18 protein-coding genes are annotated in these 19,884 nt (G+C 67.7%); 5 read left to right on the top strand and 13 right to left on the bottom strand.

Annotated features, from left to right (window positions below; all coding sequences use genetic code 11):
- Nucleotides 1-22: 22 nt before the first annotated feature.
- From AC57B8_RS17130 to AC57B8_RS17180, 11 genes are all read right to left on the bottom strand, one after another.
- Nucleotides 23-1,774: a glycerol-3-phosphate dehydrogenase/oxidase gene (locus tag AC57B8_RS17130; protein ID WP_496480205.1), complete on the bottom strand. Its 1,752-nt coding sequence runs from the start codon at nucleotides 1,772-1,774 to the stop codon at nucleotides 23-25.
- The gene (locus AC57B8_RS17135) at nucleotides 1,771-3,375 is read right to left on the bottom strand and encodes an FGGY family carbohydrate kinase (RefSeq protein ID WP_496480206.1); all 1,605 of its coding nucleotides are present in this window, start codon (nucleotides 3,373-3,375) and stop codon (nucleotides 1,771-1,773) included. The genes AC57B8_RS17130 and AC57B8_RS17135 overlap by 4 nt, the downstream gene beginning before the upstream one ends.
- A 37-nt stretch (nucleotides 3,376-3,412) precedes the next feature.
- Nucleotides 3,413-3,880: a D-erythrulose-4-phosphate isomerase gene (derI, locus tag AC57B8_RS17140; RefSeq protein WP_496480207.1), complete on the bottom strand. Its 468-nt coding sequence runs from the start codon at nucleotides 3,878-3,880 to the stop codon at nucleotides 3,413-3,415.
- Between the two features lie 100 nt (nucleotides 3,881-3,980).
- Nucleotides 3,981-4,940: a D-ribose ABC transporter substrate-binding protein gene (locus AC57B8_RS17145; protein ID WP_496480208.1), complete on the bottom strand. Its 960-nt coding sequence runs from the start codon at nucleotides 4,938-4,940 to the stop codon at nucleotides 3,981-3,983.
- Nucleotides 4,941-5,002: 62 nt separating this feature from the next.
- Entirely contained in the window at nucleotides 5,003-6,097 is a 1,095-nt protein-coding gene (locus AC57B8_RS17150) for an ABC transporter permease (RefSeq protein ID WP_496480209.1), read from the bottom strand.
- Nucleotides 6,098-6,123: 26 nt separating this feature from the next.
- Nucleotides 6,124-7,659: an ATP-binding cassette domain-containing protein gene (locus tag AC57B8_RS17155; RefSeq protein ID WP_495274618.1), complete on the bottom strand. Its 1,536-nt coding sequence runs from the start codon at nucleotides 7,657-7,659 to the stop codon at nucleotides 6,124-6,126.
- Complete coding sequence (locus AC57B8_RS17160) at nucleotides 7,656-8,312, bottom strand: DUF2291 family protein (RefSeq protein WP_496480210.1); 657 nt, start codon at nucleotides 8,310-8,312, stop codon at nucleotides 7,656-7,658. Before AC57B8_RS17160 ends, AC57B8_RS17155 begins: the two co-directional genes overlap by 4 nt.
- 99 nt (nucleotides 8,313-8,411) lie before the next feature.
- A complete protein-coding gene (locus AC57B8_RS17165; protein WP_070062041.1) occupies nucleotides 8,412-9,377 on the bottom strand; it encodes a sugar-binding transcriptional regulator in 966 nt (321 codons plus the stop codon).
- Between the two features lie 198 nt (nucleotides 9,378-9,575).
- Complete coding sequence (locus tag AC57B8_RS17170) at nucleotides 9,576-11,447, bottom strand: ATP-binding response regulator (protein ID WP_496480211.1); 1,872 nt, start codon at nucleotides 11,445-11,447, stop codon at nucleotides 9,576-9,578.
- Between the two features lies 1 nt (nucleotide 11,448).
- A complete protein-coding gene (locus AC57B8_RS17175; RefSeq protein ID WP_496480212.1) occupies nucleotides 11,449-12,057 on the bottom strand; it encodes a response regulator transcription factor in 609 nt (202 codons plus the stop codon).
- Nucleotides 12,058-12,161: 104 nt separating this feature from the next.
- Nucleotides 12,162-12,554 carry a hypothetical protein gene (locus AC57B8_RS17180; RefSeq protein ID WP_496480213.1) on the bottom strand — a complete coding sequence of 131 codons (393 nt, stop codon included), beginning with the start codon at nucleotides 12,552-12,554 and terminating at the stop codon, nucleotides 12,162-12,164.
- Nucleotides 12,555-12,725: 171 nt separating this feature from the next.
- Here AC57B8_RS17180 and AC57B8_RS17185 point away from each other — a divergent pair, with 171 nt between their 5' ends.
- The 3 genes from AC57B8_RS17185 (at nucleotide 12,726) to AC57B8_RS17195 (ending at nucleotide 16,004) form a co-directional block, all read left to right on the top strand.
- The gene (locus AC57B8_RS17185) at nucleotides 12,726-14,414 is read left to right on the top strand and encodes an InlB B-repeat-containing protein (RefSeq protein WP_496480214.1); all 1,689 of its coding nucleotides are present in this window, start codon (nucleotides 12,726-12,728) and stop codon (nucleotides 14,412-14,414) included.
- Between the two features lie 5 nt (nucleotides 14,415-14,419).
- On the top strand, nucleotides 14,420-15,025 hold the full coding sequence (locus AC57B8_RS17190) for a hypothetical protein (RefSeq protein ID WP_496480215.1): 606 nt from the start codon (nucleotides 14,420-14,422) through the stop codon (nucleotides 15,023-15,025).
- Nucleotides 15,026-15,716: 691 nt separating this feature from the next.
- Complete coding sequence (locus AC57B8_RS17195) at nucleotides 15,717-16,004, top strand: hypothetical protein (protein ID WP_496480216.1); 288 nt, start codon at nucleotides 15,717-15,719, stop codon at nucleotides 16,002-16,004.
- A 649-nt stretch (nucleotides 16,005-16,653) separates the two neighbouring features.
- Here AC57B8_RS17195 and AC57B8_RS17200 read toward each other — a convergent pair.
- Nucleotides 16,654-17,358 carry an HNH endonuclease gene (locus tag AC57B8_RS17200; RefSeq protein WP_496480217.1) on the bottom strand — a complete coding sequence of 235 codons (705 nt, stop codon included), beginning with the start codon at nucleotides 17,356-17,358 and terminating at the stop codon, nucleotides 16,654-16,656.
- 325 nt (nucleotides 17,359-17,683) lie between these two features.
- Complete coding sequence (locus AC57B8_RS17205) at nucleotides 17,684-18,052, bottom strand: winged helix-turn-helix transcriptional regulator (protein WP_496480218.1); 369 nt, start codon at nucleotides 18,050-18,052, stop codon at nucleotides 17,684-17,686.
- Between the two features lie 110 nt (nucleotides 18,053-18,162).
- On the opposite strand from AC57B8_RS17205, the gene AC57B8_RS17210 reads away from it, so the two are divergent.
- Complete coding sequence (locus tag AC57B8_RS17210) at nucleotides 18,163-18,906, top strand: SDR family NAD(P)-dependent oxidoreductase (RefSeq protein WP_496480219.1); 744 nt, start codon at nucleotides 18,163-18,165, stop codon at nucleotides 18,904-18,906.
- Between the two features lie 251 nt (nucleotides 18,907-19,157).
- Entirely contained in the window at nucleotides 19,158-19,874 is a 717-nt protein-coding gene (locus AC57B8_RS17215) for a Crp/Fnr family transcriptional regulator (protein ID WP_496480220.1), read from the top strand.
- Nucleotides 19,875-19,884: the final 10 nt, after the last annotated feature.

Consider the following 19,884-nt stretch of genomic DNA (forward strand, 5'->3'; position numbering starts at 1 on the left):
GTGTGTGCGCGAAGGGATGGCTCTACAGGGCCGCGGCGAGCGTGGCAGGGGCCGCGGCAGGCGACGCGGCCGACGGCACGGCGGCGCCGGGGCCCAGCGCCGCACGCTCCGCCGCGATGAGTTCGCGGTAGGCCGCAAGCTGCCGGCGGGTGTCGTCGCTCGACCAGCCCAGGTACGGCGCGATGCACCCGGCCACGAACGGGGCCAGGGCCAGCCCGCCATCGGCGAGTTCGATCGACAGGTGGGTGCGGCGCGTCATCACGTCGGTCAGCGTGTGCGCACCCTCGGCGACGACGGCATGCACGAGTTCGGCGACCAGGTAGTGCGGTGCGCCAGGCAGCGTCGCGCGCAGTGCGGGCCTGGCCCGCGCGAGCGCCCGCAGGTCGCGCACCCGGTCGCCGTGCCGCTGCAGCAGGCGGCCCGCATCGCCGATGCCCATGCCGAAGTGCCGCGCCAGGTCGCCGGCGCTGTCGCGCACCGCGGCCCAGTCGCCGGCCCCGACCAGCGGCAGCGAGGCCGTGGACGATGGCGTGCCCACCCCCAAGGGCCGCACCGCGGCATCGACCGCGTCGGCCGCCATGCGGCGGTAGGTCGTGTACTTGCCGCCGACGACGGTGGTGAGGCCGGGCGGCCCGTCGATCACTGCGTGGTCGCGCAGCAGGGCCGATGTCGAATCGGTGGTGCCGACCGACTTCAGCAGCGGGCGCAGGCCGGCGAAGGTACCGAGCACATCGGCGCGGCCGACCTTGCGCTCGAGGTAGGCGTTGAGGTTGTCGAGCAGGTAGTCGACATCGGCCGCTTCGGCGACGGGCTGCGACTTGTCGCCGTGCCACGGCGTGTCGGTGGTGCCGACGAGCCAGTAGCCGTACCAGCGGCGCGCGATGATGACGGAATCGGTGGCGCGGGCGAGGATGCCGGTGTCGGATTGCAATGCCTCCGGCCGCAGCAGGATGTGCACGCCCTTCGCGGGTTGCACCCGGAAGCTGTTGGCGCCCGCGCGCTGCTGGATGTCGTCGGCCCAGATGCCGGTGGCGCTGATCACCGCGCGGGCGGCCAGGCGATGCCGTTCGCCGGTCAGGGTGTCTTGCACCACGACGCCCGCGACGCGCTCACCGTCCTTGATGAACTCGACCATGGGCGCCCGCGTGATGACCCGGGCGCCGCGACCGGCCGCCGTGCGCACGACCGCGAGCGTGTGGCGCGCATCGTCCATCAGCGCGTCGTGGAACTGGACACCGCCGACCACGCGCCGCGCATCGATCGAGGGGACGTGCCGCTTGAGCGCCGCCCGGCCGAAGTGGCGCTGGCGCGGGACGGCACCGCCCTTGAGGCCGAAGAGGTCGTAGAGCAGCACGCCGGCCGCGACATAGGGCCGCTCCCACCAGGCGCGGGTGAGCGGATAGAGAAAGGACTCCGGGCGGGCAATGTGCGGGCACAGGACCTTGACCATCAGGTCGCGCTCCTCGATCGCGTGCGCCACCAGCTTGAAGTTGAGCTGCTCGAGGTAGCGCAGGCCGCCGTGAAAGGTCTTGCCCGAACGCGACGAGGTGCCGGTGGCGATGTCACCCGCCTCGACCAGCACCACCGAGAGTCCGCGCGCGACGGCATCGAGCGCGGCGCCCGCGCCGGTCACGCCCGCGCCGATCACGAGCACGTCGGCCACGCTGCGCGAGGCTTCGGCCAGGTCGCGCCGCCGCTGCGCGGGATGGAGCCAGGTCGCGTCGGCGGGCTCGAAGGCCCGCGCCAGGACGGCGGGCGGGACGAAGTCGTTCATCGAATCTCCTGCGCGGCGGCATCGAGGTGGGCACGCCGGATGTCGGCCAGGGCCTGCCAGGGCGCCCTCGCCCGCTGTGCACCCTCGCGGTACTGCCCGTAGATCTGGTCGTAGAGCGCGGTCTGGCCCGGGTCCGGCAAGGTGACCGCCTCGTCGAGGTAGGCATCGACCCACTGGGGCAGCATCTGGTGAAGGCTGGCGTGGCTGTCGATCGACAGCGCGGCGGTGATGGCCGCGCCTGCGGCGCCGCACTCCTCGCGGTTCGACACGCGCACCGGGCGCCCGGTGACCGAGGCGATCATCTGCCGCAGCGCCAGGCTGCGTGCGGCGCCGCCGGACAGGCGGATCTCCTCGGGCAGCGTGCCGAGCGCGGTGTAGCAGTCGCGCGTGGCCATCGCGATGCCTTCGAAGACCGCCCGCGACAGGCCCGCCACGCCCAGCGTCGCGCTGAAGCCGCTGAGCTGCGCACGGGCGCTCGCATCGACAAAGGGGCCGCGCTCGCCACTTTGCGCGATGTAGGGGTGGTAGACCGCCTGTGCGGGTGCGGTGGACAGCACCAGCGCATCGAGCCGCTCCAGCATCTGCGCGTGCGGCAACGCCACGCCGCCGGCCAGTTCGGCCGCGCTGCCGAGCAGCCGGAGCAACCAGTCGATGTTCAGCGTCGCCGCCATGTGCGAGACCAGGCGGACCCGCAAACCCGGCGCAGGCATCGCGATGGTGTAGCCGGCTTCGGCGCTGGGTTCGATGGCCGCCGTGTTGTCGGTGACCCAGCCGTGCATGCCGGTGCTGCCGAGCACCGAGCAGCCGACGTGCCGCAGCCCGCCCTGCGCATCGAACGCCATGCCGCCGGCGCCGAGCACGCACAGCGGCACGTCCATGAGCGGCAGCACCACCGGCAGGCCTTCGGGCAACCCGGTTTCGGCGGCGGCGCTGCGGGACAGCGACGCATGGCTGCGGGTGCCGTCGACGATCGGCGGCAGGAGGTGCTTGATGGCGCCCAGGCCGAGCAGCGCCAGGGTCTCGTCGTCGTAAGCCAGGCTCCTGAAGTTGCCGAAGGTGTAGACGCCTTCGCAGGGGCTGGTCGCACGCACGCCCGTGGCCTTGAAGAAGAGCCAGTCCTTGCAATGCATGGCCGATGCGGCCCGTGCCAGTCGCTCGGGCTGGTGCGCCTGCAGCCACAGCAGCTGGCCGCTTTGCATCGACGGGTTGAGCGCGTTGCCGGTGCGCGCGGCGACGAGCCGCGAGGCCGGCGTCTCGCGCAGCGCCTGCACGTGACGGCCCGCGCGCGCGTCGAGCCACAGCATCGCGGGTCCGACCGGGCGGCCATCGGCATCGACGAGCCACGTTCCGTCGCCCTGGCCGGTGGCCGCCAGGGCCACCACGCGCGCCGCCAGGCCGGGGACGCGCGCGGCCAGCGCGCGCAGCGTGGCTGCGGTGTCGGTCCAGGTTCCGTCGAGGTCCTGCTCGGCCGCGCCGTCGGGGCCGAGCAGCACGCGGTTCGGCGTGCTGGCCACCGCCACCTGCCGGCCCTGCAGGTCGAAGGCCACGGCCTTGATGACCGAGGTTCCGGCGTCCACGCCGATGATGAGGTCGCGTGCCATGCGCGTCAGTGCCGGCCGCCGAACGAACGGGTTGCGTTCATGGGTGTTTCGCGTGGTACTTCTCGTCCAGCGCATCGATGGCGCGGACGTTGCGCGCCGACGTGCCGTGGGGGTCGAAGTGCGAGGACAGGTAGGCCTGCGCCACCGCCTTGGCCAGTTCGGCCCCGATCACCCGCGCCCCCATGGTGATGACCTGCGCGTTGTTGGAGAGCGCGGCGCGCTCTGCCGAGTAGGTGTCGTGCGTCTGCGCCGCGCGGATGCCGGGCACCTTGTTGGCCGAGAGGCAGACACCGATGCCGGTTCCGCAGACCAGGATCGCGCGGTCGTAGAGGCCGCTGAGGATGCCCTGGCAAACCCGGTCGGAGAGGTCGGCATAGAAGAAGTCCGCGTCCTCCTCGGGCAGGCCGATGTGGGTCACCTCGAGGCCCTCCCGGCCAGTGAAGTGCTTGGCAAGAACCTCGGCAAGGGGCGCGCCCGCGGTGTCCGCGGCAATGGCGATCTTCATGTGCTTTCCATTTCTTCGAACCGGCTGTGCAACCGGCGGCGTCGCGTGGCGAGCGCCGCCGGGACCTTGCGGTGCCGGGGTGTCGTGACGTTGCGTGGGCTTACTTGTCCAGGACGAACGGCGAGGAGTACTTGGCGGCATTGCCCTTGGTGATCAGCAGGCAGTCGAACAGCTGCTTCTCGGTCTTGGCGCCGGTCTTGCCGGTCCGGATGAAGGTGTCGGCCTGCTGCACGGCAGCGGCGGCGAACACCGCGACGGGCTGGAGCACCGTGTAGGCCAGCTCGCCGGCCTTGACCGAGGCCACCGAGTCCGGCGAACCGTCGAACCCGCCGACGACGACCCCGTTGAACTTGCCCGCCTTCTTGAGCGCGGCGATCGCGCCGAGGGCCATCTCGTCGTTGCCGCTGATGACGCCCTTGATGTCGGGGTGCGCCTGCATCAGCGACTGCATTTTGTTGTGCCCTTGCGTCCGGTTCCAGTTGGCGACTTCCGAGCCGGCCTTGGCCAGGTCCGGGTACTGGCTCAGCACGGTCTTGAAGCCGTTCGACCGGGTCGCGGCGTTGTTGTCGGAAGGGGCGCCGACGAGCTCGACGTACTTGCCCTTGCTGCCCATCAGCTCGGCCCAGTGCTGGGCCCCGAGCGCGGCGCCCTGGGCGTTGTTCGACACGAGCTGCGCCTGCGCCAGGCCCTCCTTGTTGATCTCGGCGTTGACGAGGATCACGGGAATCTTCGCGGCCACCGCCTTCTGCACGGCGCCCACCGAGCCGCTCGCGTTCGCCGGGTCGAGGATGATGGCGACCGACTTGTTGGTGATGGCCGTGTCGATCAGCCGGCTCTCGGTGTTGGTGTCGCCGGTGTGCGCGGCGACGACCGCGGTGTAGCCCAGTTTCTGCGCCGTGGCCTTGGCCACTTCGCCTTCGGTGAACCAGTAGGGGTTGGCGGGATCGTTCACGATGATCGTGATCAGCCCCTTGCCCTTGCCTTGGGCCCATGCCGGGCTGGCCATCAGGGGCGTGAGCGAGAGTGCAGCAAGCAGCGTGCGGCGGGTGGTGTTCAACATGACTTCGTCTCCTTGGTGGTTTCTTCTGGACAGATGCCGCGGCTGCGGCGGACGGGAATCTTTCAGGCCGTGGGCCGTGGCTGGGCGGGCACGGCCGGGGTCGCGGCACGCGCAGGCCGACGGCCGTACCGGATGGCGTTCAACAGCACCGCGAGCACGATCACGGCGCCCGTGAAGACGGTCTGCCAGTAGGAGGACACGCCGATGATCACGAGCCCATCGGACAGGAAGCCGATGACGAAGGCGCCGAGCAGCGTGCCGCGCACGTTGCCGCGCCCCCCGGTGAGCGCCGCGCCGCCCACCACGACGGCGGCGATCGCGGTGAGCTCGTAGGTGCCGCCCGCCGTCGGGCCGGCCGAAGTCAGTTGCGACGACAGGACCAGCCCCGCAATGGCCGCGCAGACACCGGACAGCACGTAGACGGTGACGGTCGTGAATCGCACGGGCACGCCCGACAGCTCGGCCGCCCGCGCGTTGCCGCCGCTCGCATACACCCAGCGCCCGAAGACCGTGCGGTTCAGCAGCACGGCCGCCACCACCGCGACCATGGCCAGGACCAGCACGCCGACCGGCATGCCCAGGACCTGGTCGAAGCCGAGCCAGTTGAAGCCCGTGTTGCCCAACTCGGGCCGGCCGCCGAGGTTGTTGAAGGTCAGCCCGTTGGTGATCAGCAGCGCCACGCCGCGCGCGACGTACAGCACGCCCAGCGTGGCCACGAAGGCGGGCACCTTGAAGAAGGCGATCAGCACGCCGTTGACGGCCCCGACGAAGGCCCCCAGCGCGCAGGTCAGCAGGACCACGACCCAGACCGGTGGGTAGAGCACCAGGCCGAGCGCGTCGATCGTGACGCCCTGCATCAGATAGCCCGCGACGACCCCGCACAGGCCGAGGGTCGACCCGACCGACAGGTCGATGCCACCGGTGAGGATCACGATCAGCATGCCGATGGCCAGCAGCCCGAAGATGGCGACGTGCGACGACATGATGAGGAAGTTGCCGGTCGAGAAGTACACGGGCGACAGCAACGAGAACACGGCCACGATAGCGATGAGCGCGAAGAAGGCGCGCCCTTCGAGCAGGAGGCGGACGATGTCGATGCCGCCGCCTCCCCCGTTGGCAGGACCGGAAGGCAGGGCTGGAGATGGGGCTTCGCTCATGGTGATGTCCGCTCGAAGGGCTTCATTCAGGCAACCATGGCTTCGCCCGAGGCGGCCATGATCATTTCTTTGGTGGCGTCGGCGCCGAACTGGGCCGAGATCCGCCCCCGTCGCATGACGACGATCCGGTGCGCGACGCCCAGGCATTCGCTCACCTCCGAGGTCGAGAACACGACCGCGAGGCCCTGCCGCGCGCGCTCGGCGAGCAGGCGGAACACCTCGGCCTTGGCGCCGACGTCGATGCCCCGACTCGGTTCGTCGAGCAGCAGGACCTTCGGGTGCGTGGCGAGCATCTTTCCGATGACCACCTTCTGCTGGTTGCCGCCCGACAGCGATCCGATGGCCGCCTGGCCGCCGCTGGTCTTGACGGTGACGCGCCGGATCGATTCGTCGACGCATGCACGTTCCCGGGCCGGCGATGTGAAGCACCCGCGAACGAAGGCGCCGATGCTGGCCAGCGAGAGGTTCTGGCCCACGCTCATCGTCTGCACGAGGCCGTCGCGCTGGCGGTCTTCGGGCACCAGCGCGAGGCCCTTGGCGATGCGCTGCGCGATGCTCAGCCTCGACACGTCCTGTCCTTCGAGCAGCACGCGCCCGCCGTCGAGTGCGCACCGACCGGCCACGGCCTCCAGCAGTTCGGTGCGCCCCGCGCCCATCAACCCGTAGATGCAGACGATTTCGCCCGCCCGCACGTCGAGCGACACGTGGTCGACGACGTCGGCGCCGGAGCTTTCGGTGAGGACGGCGTCCTCGATGGCCAGCGCGACTTCGCCGAAGTCGTAGCCGCCGGGCGGGCTGCCGAGATCGAAGTTCTCGCCGACCATGTGGCGCACGATCCATTCGAGATCGATCTCGGCGCGCGGCGCCCTGGCGGTCATGGCACCGTCGCGCAGCACCACCGCATGGTCGGTGATCTGCAGCGCCTCCTCCAGGTGGTGCGAGATGTAGACGATCGACACCCCTCGCGCCGTGAGGTCGCGGATCACCTTGAACAGCGCCTCCACCTCCGTCGCCGAGAGCGCCGACGTGGGCTCGTCCATGATCAGGATGCGGCTGTTGACCGACAGCGCACGCGCGATCTCGACGATCTGCTGCTGCCCGAGGCGCAGGTCTTCGACCAAGGTCAACGGATCGATCGCTTCCTCGAGCTCTGCCATCAGCGCCCGCGTGCGCCTCGCCTCTTCGGCAAAGTCGACGCCGGTGGCGCCGCGCAATTCGCGGCCCATGAAGACGTTGTCGCGCACCGAGAGGTTCGGTGCCAGGCTCAGCTCCTGGTGGATGATCGAGATGCCGCGTTCGCGTGCATCCGCGGCCGACGCCAGGACCACCGGCACGCCGTCGAGCACGATGTCGCCCGACGTGGGCGTGACCACGCCCGAGAGGATCTTCATCAGCGTGGACTTGCCGGCGCCGTTTTCACCGAACAGCGTCGTGACCTGTCCGCGGTGGATGTCGAAGTTCACGCCCTTGAGCGCCTGCACGCTGCCGTACGACTTGGCGATGTTCCGCGCCGACAGCACGATCGCGCTGTCGGGATGACGGGCGATGCCAGCGGCGCTCATTGCACGCCCAGCCGCACGGGCGTGACGAGCCAGCTCGACGGATTGATGAGCTGGAACACACCGACGACGTCGACCTTCTTGCCGCTGAGCGTGTCGCGGTCGAGCGTGCCGAGCACCTGCGCCTTGACCTCGTTGTTCAGTGCCGAGCCCGCGTCCTGGTAGTCGATCTGGTTGGTGAACTGGCCGAAGGCCACGGTGCCCGTCGCGTCCCGCACCTCGGTGCCGTTGAGGGCCGGCCCCGTTTGTACGCGAAGCTGCAGCCCCTGCGGCAGGCCGTCGACCGCCACCGTGAAGATGCCCGCCCGGCCCTCGCCGATGATCCCGGTGAACCGGACCGGGAAGATCGGTCCGACGCTCCCGGGCTTGCCGTACGTCTCGCCCGCGGCCGCCTTGTCCGCCGCGAGGGCCTGCGCCAGCACCGGGGCGTCGACGGCCGCCTTTTCGATCAGGGCCCGAATGGGTGCGAATGCCTTCTTGCCGTAGGCCTCGGCCGAGAACGCGTCGACCCGCGCGTCTTCGCTGGAGCCGATGCGGACCGCCTTGGTGTCCAGCGCCATCGCCACGAACAGCAGCAGGAGCACCGCGGTCCACACGCAGGCCGACGTCCGCAGACGGAACGGTCTGCGCGCGGAAATTTCGAGCTGGGCGCCCATGCGAACCTCCTCCCTGTTGATCTTCTTGAACCTGTCTGCTCCGGTCGACGTTGGCGCTCTACGGGCACCGATTCCGACGGCCGGAAGATGGCGGCCCGGTCAGCGGCGCTGACCGGCCTGGTGGCGCAGGCACAGCTGCGCGGTCGCCTCGTCGACGATCAGCTCGGTGATCAGGCCGGTGTTGAGCACCGCGCAGATCGCCTCGGCCTTGTACGTGCCGCCGGCCACCGCGAGCACGTCGCGCCCGCGCAGGTCGTCCAGCGACGCACCGACCGCGCGTTCGTTCATCTCGCACTTCACCGGTTCGCCGTTCGACGCCACGAAACAGCCGGCGAGTTCGCCGACCGCCCCCGCCTTGCGCAGCGCCGCCAGCTCCTTGGCCGTGACCGACTGGGTGCGCAGCAGATGGGTGTCCGGCCCCAGGTCGCCGACACCGACGACGCAGAGCTGGCACTCGCGCACGAGCTCGAGCACGTGCTGCACTCCACGCTGGGCGCGCAGCACCTGCGCGTCGGCCCGGCTGTCGGCCAGGAACGGCACCGGCATGAAGTAGCACTCGCCGCCCGTGCGCTCGGCCAGCTTGGCAATCAGGTCGAACGGGTTGGCGGCGGAGCGGCGCGTGAGGCTGCCCAGGAGCGAGATGAAGCGCGTGTCCTTGCGATTCGCCGCGGGCATCCGCTCGACCATCGCGGCCAGCGTGCGACCGTGGCCCACGCCGATGGTGCGCACCTCGCCGGCGTCGAGCACACGGGTCAGCTGGCGTGCGGCAGCCACCGCCAGCGCGGGGATCGCATCGGTCGCATCGTCCAGGTCGGCCTGGGTGGTCGGGACGACCACGCAGCGCTTCAGGCCGAAGGCTTCCACCAGCTTGTCTTCGAGCGCCATGCACTCGGCAGGCACACCTTCCACGAAGAACTTGATCAACCCGCTCTGCATGGCCGAGGCGATCAGCCGCTGCACCTTGACGCGCGACACGCCGAGCCGCTCGGCGATCTGCTCCTGGGTATGGCCGCCCACATAGGCCAGCCATGCGGCGCGGATGGAAAGACTCAGTTCGGGGTCCATGTCGTGTATTTTGTGAACATTTGATCTTCATCTGCTCAATTGATCAGATGGATGAACTTTAGGGATTGCGACTGCCCCAGTCAACGAACGCGCCCTCGGTGTTTTCCCGCGCCATCACACACGCGGCGCCCTGACCAGGCGGGGCAATGGACGGGGAGGATGAGACCCGGCGCGAAGCGAGTCGCCCGGGGCTTTCAGCTACTCGCTCGAGACGCCAGTCCGCCTCCAGGCCTGCGCATGGCCCAGGAAAGCGCGAAGCTGCGAGGGCCGCACCGGCTTGACGAGCACCGGCAGGCCGGCCTCGCGTGCCGCCGCCAGCGAGTCGCCGCCGACGTCGCCGGTCACGATCAACGCGGGCAGGTCGGCTTCGTTCAACGCAAGGCGCAGGTCGGCGATGGCCTGGAGGCCGCTCGCCTGCAGGCCGAGCCGCAGGTCCACCACCAGCGCATCGGGCCGGAAGCCCGCCTGCAGGCCAGCCAGCGCGCCCGCCATGTCGCTCGCAGCGCGGACCTCCGCGCCCCAGGAGGCCAGCAGCCCTTGCAGCGCCTGCAACGAACTCTGGTCGTCGTCGAGCACGAGCACGCGCGCGGCCAACGCGGCAGTCGATGACGCGGCGAGCCGTTCGGCATCGTCTGCCCGGTCGCTCTCGGCCGCATCGGCCAACGGCACCCGCACGTCGAACACGCTGCCCTGCCCCGGCTGCGAGCGCACGGTCATGCGCAGGTCGAGCAGCTCGCTCAATCGCTTGACCGTCGCAAGGCCCAGGCCGTAGCCAAGGCGGCGGTCGCGCGCAGGGTTATCGATTTGATAGAACTCGTCGAAGACGTGCGGCAGGTGCTCGGGCGCGATGCCGATGCCCGTGTCTTCGATGGCGAGCCGCAGTCGGCCGTTGTCGACCCGGCCGCCGATCCGCACCGTGCCCTTGTGCGTGTAGCGGATGGCGTTCGCCAGCAGGTTGGTGACGACGCGCGTGAGCAAGGCGCGGTCGCTGCGGACGGTGGCGGGGTCGATGGCCAGCTCGAACGTCAGCCCCTTGGCCGCGGCCACGGCCTGGTGCGGCCGGCAGCAGTCGCGCAGCAGCTCGTCGATGGCGAAGAGCGACAACTCGGGGCTGATCGATCCGGCATCGGCGCGCGTGATGTCCAGCAGGTCGTCCACCACGTCGGTCATGCCGTCGGCGCAGGCCACCAGCTGCTCGGAGAGCGCCTGCACCTGCGGCTGCGTGCTGACCGTGTGCAGGGTCTGCGCCAGCAGCGCCATCGCGTTGAGCGGCTGGCGCAGGTCGTGGTTGGCCGAGGCAAAGAAACGCATGCGCGCCGCCACGGCTTCCTCGGCGGTCTGTCGGGCCGAGCGGCTGCGCTCGTTCTCGGCGCTCAGCGCGGTCACCAGTTCGGCATTGCGCCGGCGCTGCGCCTGGATCTCGTGCAGCGCACGAGAGAGCTCGCGGGAACTCAGCAGCGTGTAGACGCCGATGAGCGTCACGATCAGCGCCATGGCCAGGTGGTAGCTGCCGCCAAACCAGATGTCGCGCAGCACCAGCGGGCCGAGGATGAGCACCACATAGGCCATGGCCGCCCGCCCGATCGTCGAGAGGCGGATCGCGCCACCGAGCGACACCGTCACCATCGCGATGTGAAGAATGGCCTCGGCCTGCGCCGGCCCCTCGTGCCACAGCAGCGCACTGAGCACGCCCCAGAGCAAGGCCAGCAACTGGTTGCTGGCCATGACGGGCCACACCATCGCCGCCAGGTTCGCGCGCAGCCCGGGGCGCACCGCCCAGGCCAGCCAGAGGCCCATCCGCGCAGCGATGACCAGGCCATAGACGACGACCCACGCCCGCACCCGCGGGCCATCGGGCCCCGCTGCGTATTCGAGGTAGCAGAGCAAGCCGCCGACCGCGGCCAGCATCCACGACCACGGCGTGGAGCGGATCATCTGCGTCAGCTGCTCGAGTTGCAGGTCCGACAGGGTCGACCACGCGCGGAGGCGTGCGTGCGGGGCGGGCGCCACGGCCTCGTCCACCACCACGTCGGCGTTGGACGGCGCCTGCACCGGGGACGACGCGCTCATCTCATTCCTGCGCCAGCCACAGCCCCGCGCGCCGCGCCTGGACCAGCAGGTGGGTGCGGTTGCGCGCGTCCATCGTGTCGAGCAGCGCCGTGATGTGGAGCTTGACCGTGCGCTCCGCGATCGCCAGCTCGGCAGCGATCTGCTTGTTCTGGCGGCCTTGCGCCACCAGCAGCAGCACTTCGAGTTGGCGCGGCGTGAGGCTCGCGACCGGCAGGCCGGTGCGCGAGATCAGCACGTCGAAAGACTCGCCACCCGCGGCCACCTCGTCCAGCGCCGCCGCGATGTGTGCCACCGAGCGCGACTTGCCGATGAAGCCGGCCGCTCCCGCAGCGCGTGCGCGGGCGGCGAGTGCGGGTTCTTCGTCGCCCGAGATCATCAGGCGCGACACGAGGGGATGCCGGGCACCGAAGAGGCGCAGGCCCTCGAGGCCGTCTTCACCGCCCAGGCGGTAGTCGATCAGCACGATGTCGGGCGCGCATTGCGAGGCCCGCGCCACGCCCTCGGCCAGCGAGAGCGCGGTCTGCACTTCGAAGTCGGGGCGGGCGTGCGTCAGCGCATGCGCAAAGCCGACACCGAACAGCGGGTGATCGTCGACAAGCAGGAGTTTCATGGTGCCGTGATCCTCGGGCGCGGGCCCGGCCCGCGCCCTCTCCTCGTAGGGCGCCATTGTTGTCTACACCGGCGCATCGGTGCCGCGCCGGCCTTCGCGAAGCCTCAGTTGCAACGGCCGGCCGCGCGCAGCAGCGCATTGCAGGCCGGTGCGGGGGCGGTCGTCGGCCGCGTGGCGGAGCGGCGCGCGGACGCGGGGGCGTCGCTCTGGCGCATCTCCTGGCAGATGGCATCGCTGACCACCCGACCCACCACCGACACCGAACCCTCCACGTAGCAGCTGTAGACCCGTCCACCGTTGGTGCGGGCCTGGAAGGTCGTCTGCACGCCGCTGTCGGCCCGGTTCGAGATCGTGAACGCCTGCGGCGGCAGGCCCAGCGCCCGCGAGGTGTTTGTGACGATGGCGTCGTCGGTCACGGCATGCGAAGCGCAGCCACCCGCCAAAACAGCAGCGATGAGAAGCCAGGGCAGGCCGAAGAGCGTGCGTGAAGAGGTCATGCAGCGAGCCTAGCGGGACACCTTGCAGCGGCCCATAGCACCTTCGGGCAGGTGCCCGAAGGTGCTATGGGCCGCACGCGCAGCCGTCCCTACGATCCGCCCCTCTTGAACGAACAAGCAAACACAGAAGGCGCCGGGCCCCGGCGCCAGCGAACGAGGAGGAACACGGACATGACGAAGACGAGCAGCTACGGACGGTGGATGGTGTGCGCAGGGGTGCTGGCCCTGCTGGCGGCCTGCGGAGGTAGTGGCGGGGGATCGGGCGGCGGCACGTTGCCGCCCCTGGGCATCTTCCCGCCCGCGCCCCCGCCGGCGGCAGTGACGCATCGCCTGGAGGTCGGCATCACCGGCAACGGCCGCGTCGGATCGCAGCCCGCGGGCATCGACTGCACCGATCGCTGCAGTGCGGATTTCAGCGCGGGCACCGAGGTCGTCCTCGCGGCCACGCCGGCCGCAGGACAGGTGCTCGGCAACTGGGGCGGCGCATGCAGCGGCAACGCCAGCACCTGCACCGTGCGGATGGACGCAGCGCTCGACGTGACGGCCACCTTCGTGGCCGCACCGCCCGTGATCGGCTGGGGCGATGCGTCGGCGCTGTCGGCCGGCGGCGCCAGCCTGCCGAAGACCGCGATCGATGCGCAAGGGCGCGCGCTGGTCGTGTGGCGCCAGATCGAAGGCAACCCGCAGGTGGACCGCCTGTGGGGCAGCCGCTACCTGCCCGGCAGCGGCTGGACCGCGCCGCAGCGCCTCGAGGCCAACGCCGGCGGCGTGCGTGACATCCGCGTCGCCATCGACAAGCCCAGCGGCCGCGCCGTCGTGCTGTGGACCCAGCTCAGTTCCGTGACCGGCTACGACCTGTGGGCGCTGCCCGTCGACCCTGCGGGCGGCTGGGGCAGCCCCGCGCTGCTGGAAACCGGCACCGGCATCGTCGGCAACGCCAGCGTGGGCATCGACGCGAATGGCAACGCCGTCGCCGTGTGGTCGCAGATCGGCCCGGCCACGCGCTTCAGCATCTACGCCAACCGCTACACCCCGGCCGGCGGCTGGGGCACCGCCGCGCTCATCGAGACCAACGAGGTCGTGGGCAGCGTCGACGGCGACCCGGCCGTCGTGGTCGCGGGGTCTGGCGAATCCGTCGCCGTGTGGAAGCGCTCCGACGGCAGCAGCGCCTCGCTCTGGACCAACCGCGCCAACGCAAGCGGCACCTGGTCCACGGCCACCGAACTCGTGCCCGACACCGGCACCGGCCACTCCATCGGCGCCCACGACCTGGCGATCGACGCCGCTGGCAACGCCCTGCTCGCCTGGGGCCAGGCCGACCTGCCCGGCGGCAGCAACCAGTGGGAGAGCGCCGTGTGGTTCAAGCGCTTCTCGGCGGGGGCATGGCAGAGCAGCACCGCGCGCGCGGGCGCACCGTTCGTCGCCACGCAGGCGTTGCTGAGCACGCCCGTGCTGCGCATGAATGCAGCGGGTGCGGCGGTCGTGAGCTGGGGGCGGCTGGACAACGCGCTCATGGCGGCGACGGCGGCACCGGGGGCTGCGTTCGGCGCGGACCGTGTGGTGAGGGCGGCGGCTTCACAGGCGTTGGCGAGCTTGCCTGCATTGGGTGTGGACGATGCGACCAATGCGTTGGTGGCGTGGGCGCAGGGCAATGGGGTGGGGACGAGCGATCTCTATGCGACTCGGCACACGCCGGCCGGTGGTTGGGAGACGCCGGTGGCTCAGGAGGGCACTGACGAGATTGCGGCTTCGCCGGATCTGGCGATGAATGAAGTGGGGAATGCGGTGCTGGCTTGGCAGCAGTTTGAGGCGGCGAGTGGGACGCGGATTCTGGTGCGGCAGTACGGGTCGGAGAGGTAGGGGGCGTGCGCAAGCAATACGCCGCCCGTGATCGGGAACAGGCCGCAAGCGACCCCTTTGCCTGCCAGCGTGTTGCAAGTCGATTCGCGATCCTCGCAGCCATGGCTGCACGAAGTCGAGAGCTGCTTGAACGAGGCCGGCTCATTGTTGGGGGACGAGACGACGAAGTGCGGCTTCTGCTCAGCACCATGAAGAACAACCGCGCGCTGCTTCAGACGCGTGGTGTACACGACGCGATGCAAGGGCTCAGCGTCCTCGAACACGAATGGGGCGTCATCTCCGGCCGAATCCGGCAGCAGGCGCCGACGCCAACGGCCGCGGGCGGAAGAACTCAGCCTGGTTCATGGTTTGCTTTCTTGGCTTTCTCGAAAGGTTGCATCGAAAGGGACAGGGGCAGGTCCGGCGTCTCGCGGTACCAGATCTGGTCGCCCCATCGCGAAGAAGAGCTGAGCTTCGCGATCCTGATGTTGAACGCGGACGCCCCCATGTTCAGCCCAATGCACAAGCCGGATCGGCTGAGGCTGCCAGACCAGCAGGACAAGCGTATGGTCGTGCTCCTGCCGTCGGGCTGTACGAGGAATGGCTGGACGCTCCATTCGAGTCCTCGATGAACTTCATGAGGCAGTACCCCGCCGACAAGCTGCGCATGGTGGGCGAGCCGATCCCGAAGGTGCAGATGCGCCTCTTCTGAGCGGTCGCGACGAGTTCAGCCAACTCTAGGTTCGCAGGCTTAGAAGTCGGACGGTTCGAACTCCAAGTTCTTTAACCTGGGCTTTAACTTAAGGCCGCTTCCATAAGCGTTTCCTCAGCAGGTGGTGGCGTGCTAATTTTTTCAATCGCAACACGCCTTGCGATGGCCCGATCTCACAGCGCTAGAACTCAGTGGGTGAGATTGAAAGAGCCAGTATTCATGCGGGCTTCAGGCCCAAATCGAGCCGCAAGGCGCACCCCGTCTGGGGTTTCGGCCCATGAACCAACGCCGGCGCGCCTTAACTGGCGAAGGCCGTGTTTCCTGGCGAAGTTCCTAGGGGTTGTTTTCGTAGGAAAACACTACCGGTAGTGGCTTGTCCACCCTCCACACCCTAGATACAGTGTTGCCTTGGGAATAGCAAAAGCCCAGGCACCCTTTGGCGAGGGAACCTGGGCCTATGCACCCAAACGGTGTAACGGTTCGGGGTAGCGAATCGTGTGAACAATCCGACTTCGACAATCGTATGTTCGCATGATCCGCATCTAAAGCCGTTGCGTTTTCGCTATCGACTTAACTGGCGTTAATAACGAAAGTTAAAGACGCGGATTTTGATGAACATACTTATCTCCCATATTTCTGCACACGAAAACCAGCTCACTGAAGTGGGGGCCATGTCGAATGGCCACGTAGTTTGGCGCTCTTCGATCGCCGAAGCTGTCGCCCGTATCCGTACTGGCGTTCGCTTTTTCATTGAGCACGAAGGCAAGAACGTCCAAGTTGAGGTGGTTTCGGCCACCGCACTGCGCGACGCTTCTTTGCGTACTGAGGCTGACAAGGTCACATTCGAACTGCTGAAGGCATTGCCCCAGCTGCCGAAGGTGAGCAAGTCCGCCTGGTGATCTAACCGCGGCCAAGTCGGCCGCTCTACAACCTGCACCCCGGACGCAAGCTCGGGGTGCAGCCTCACGTCTACAGCTACATCGCGCGCGCAAGCATGCGCGCATTCATGTTCAGCGCTCATAGCCGAACGTCGACCCGTCGCGTCCGAAGCATCAGCGGGAAAGTCGATGCATCGGTTGGCGCAGTGCTTACTGATGCGAAGTGAAGAGTTCACGCAGCCAAGCAGGGCGGCACTCCAGCCAACACGCCGGGGGGTTCAAATCCCCCGTCCTGAGCACTGCATTTGGTAAGGGATTTTGAGTCCCCCACTCACTTCGTGCGACACGAGCCTTGGAGAGGACCTTCTGTCGTTGGCGGGCATAGGAATGCCGGTCATCCCCAAGGGGAAAAAGTCCCGTCGCGGGGACCGCACGGGACTTTCAAGAACTGCCAAAAACTGATTCTGGCGGAGAGTGTGACCACTCGGCGAATACCAGCAGAGAGTGTCACGTCAGATCACAGCGCGACGCCCGTAGATGGTCCGCAAAGCAGTCCAACTATCACAGCGTCTCAGGCCGCCCCAAAAGGTCGCACGGCAGCAGATGGGGCGAGGGATGGGGAGGACCGCAACGGGCCTACTGTCTCAGCAAAGGTGGACGCACACGATGGCTACGCGCTCTTGAACTCCTCCGCTCGATGGTGCGCCATGTATTTCTCGTGCTCGGGCTTTAGCGAAATCTTCATCGAAGGTGTGATCCCAAGTTTGGCAGCCTCGGTGAAGAGGGGAGAGAGGCGAATAGACCCGCCAGTCTCGAACGTGATAAAGCCCTTGTCGAACGCCTTGTCCAGGTTTGGCGAAAGCAGGAGCCCGTTCCACTGGTCCAGTCGCTCACTGTTCGTCGACTTCTTCCATGGCTTGATATGAGACGCAACAAGGAGGCTGGTGTCGCTGAACCCCGTAACAGCACAGCCGGTCCAGTGCAGCAGCACCTTGTCTCGGAACGTGCCCTGACCGATCCTGGACTTGATCAGTGCCGTCTTCTCAGTCGTCGTCGTAGTCGGATCGCCAATGATCTGTTCGAGGTCGGCTTGCACGTCGTCGCTACCGTTACCCGCAAGGTATGCGGCAAACTGCGCCAACGTGGCGCTGTACATGTGATGCCCACGCGCGTTTCGCTCTTTGAAGACGGGCAGTTCCTGGATGCTAGGGAAAAGGGCGCCAAAGGCCGAAGAACTGGTCAATGCGATCAACGGACCTGAGATCAGCCCGTTATCCATTGCCCATTCGGACAGTGAGCCGCGGAGCGCTCCGTCGTAGCTCCTCGCTGAGGACTTCGACAGCCCTTTGTGAATCATCCAGTCGTAGAAGTTCATGCAGTAAAAATCGCGCCAAGTCCGGCTATTCTCGCGCAGCGCTGGGCTGACAAGCGTTTTCAGAGCTACGACCGCCAACCGGCTGACACGCGAGGGGCAGCTTGTGGCCGGCTATCTGCTTATCGAGGCACAGCCCTGACAGGAGTCATGCGAGCCGCCACTGGGCGAACGTCGGGGTCCGGATGTACCGGTCGCTCGGAGCGCTGCCGGCGAATGACTCTGACCAGTCTGAAGCGCGCAGTTGGATAGCGAGGCATTCGCCCGCTTTGGGCCGACATCTTTCATCTGGCCAACGAGGCCATGGCGCCAACTTGGCCGACGGCGTCTAGGGCAAAGTGTCGCGCTTGGCGACGATGCCTGCCACTTCCGCCCTGTGCTCGGCTTGCCACGTGCACAGCGGGACGATCGCGTCAGCCAAGCTGCGACCGAGCGGGGTCAGCGCGTAGTCCACGCGCGGCGGCACTTCCTTGTAGTCGGTGCGCGTCAGCACGTGATTGGCCTCCAGATCCTTCAATTGCTGGATCAGCACCTTGTCGCTGACGCCCCGGACCAAGCGCTTGAGCTCGCTGTAGCGCTTCGGGCCGTCGCGCAGGAAAAACAGGACCAGCGGCTTCCACTTGCCCGAGATGATGCGGAGCGCGGTGTCGGACCCGTAGGAGAAGTCGGTACCGAGAGTTTGAGAAGGCGTCGTCATTTTTTATACTTACCAAAAGGTGCATACTTGTCTTCAGGTTATCAGAACTACATACTTGTCCGCAAGTAAGCAATTCCTGCTTCCTTGCAACCCAAACCAAGGATCCTGACATGACCAGACTGAATGGAAAGACCGCCGTGATCACCGGTGGCGCTACCGGCATCGGCCGCGCCGCAGCAAAGCGCTTCATCGAGGAGGGCGCCTTCGTCTTCATCTTCGGCCGCCGGCAAGAAGCGCTCGACACCGCTGTGGCCGACCTCGGGCCCAATGCTCGCGCGGTGAAGGGCTCGGTCTCCGATCTGGCCGACCTCGACCGACTCTACGCGGCGGTGAAGGCCGAGCGCGGAACCCTCGACATCGTCTTCGCCAATGCAGGGGTGGGAAGCCAGCTTCCGCTCGGCAAGATCACCGCCGAGCACATTGACGAAGTCTTCGACACCAATGTGAGGGGTTCGATCTTCACGGTCCAGAAGGCGCTGCCGCTGATGGGCGCGGGCGGTTCGATAATCCTGACCGCATCGAGCGCCGCTACCACGGGCGCTCCGGCGTACAGCGCCTACAGTGCAAGCAAGGCGGCAGTGCGCAACCTCGCGCGGTCCTGGGCAGAGGACCTGAAGGGCACCGGCATCCGAGTAAACGTGCTGTCGCCCGGGCTGACGGCGACCGAACACGCGGTGGAAGTGTTAGACGAGGAAGGCATGCAGGCCATCAAGGCCTTCGCCTCGATGACTCCGCTCCAGCGCATGGGCGATCCGGCGGAGCTCGGGGCGGCAGCAGCCTTTCTCGCATCGCAAGACAGCAGCTTCATGACCGGCAGCGAGGTATCCGTCGACGGCGGCCTAGCGCAAATCTGACGCGCTACGCCCGGCCGGTCGCTCCATTCGATATTTGGAGCCCGTAGGGCGTGGTAAACCGTCCGGGAAACTGGGGGAGCCAGTTTGCCTGTTTCCTAGTGGTCCGAGATCGTGCGCGACCGCTGGGTCGCGTGATCAACGCCGATGTGCTTGTGCGGCCGCTCGAGCAGTTCTTCTGATGAAGACTGAATGGGGAATCCGCTCAGGCCCTAGACCTGCTCCGCGCCGGAGATCAAATCTGAAGACATGCCATGAACGTCTACAACTCTGAGCCGCATGCCGTTGCGAGCGTCTCGTCCGAGTTCCTGCTCAGCATGACCTGGATGAAGGCGCTGCCTCCGTCGGTCAGCGATCGCATTCTTGCGGACGCCTACGCCACCCTCCACGACGCGCATGCGGTGGTGGCCCGCCGAGGCCAGCCCGTCGACTCATGGATCGGTGTCGCGAGCGGCTTGTTGAAGGTGGTCGTCGACTTCGAAAGCGGCAAGTCAGTGCTGTTCACCGGCATCCCGGAAGGGAGCTGGGTTGGCGAGGGCTCCGTGCTCAAACGCGAGATTCGGCATTACGACCTCGTCGCGATGCGGCCGAGCCGTGTGGTGCACATCCCACGCGCCACCTTTCATTGGCTGTTGACGGTCAGCTTCGACTTCAACCGCTTCATCATCGACCACCTCAATGAGCGCCTCGCCCAATTCATGGCCACGGTGCAGACGGACCGGATGATCGACCCAGTCTCGCGTCTGTGTCGTTCCATAGTCGGTCTGTACAACCCAGTGCTGTATCCGACCCGGACTCCCGTGCTGAACATGTCGCAAGAGGAACTCGGTGAACTGGCCGGGCTCACGCGACAGCGCACCAACTACGCCATCCAATCGCTCGCCGCGGAAGGTCTGGTTCAAACGCAATATGGCGCGCTGCTGGTCCGCGACCTGGAAGGCCTTCGCCGCCGCAGCGCGAACGGGGTGTGAGGGGCTCGGA

This window comes from Variovorax sp. BGA-UO-ETr-C22, assembly GCF_059567965.1.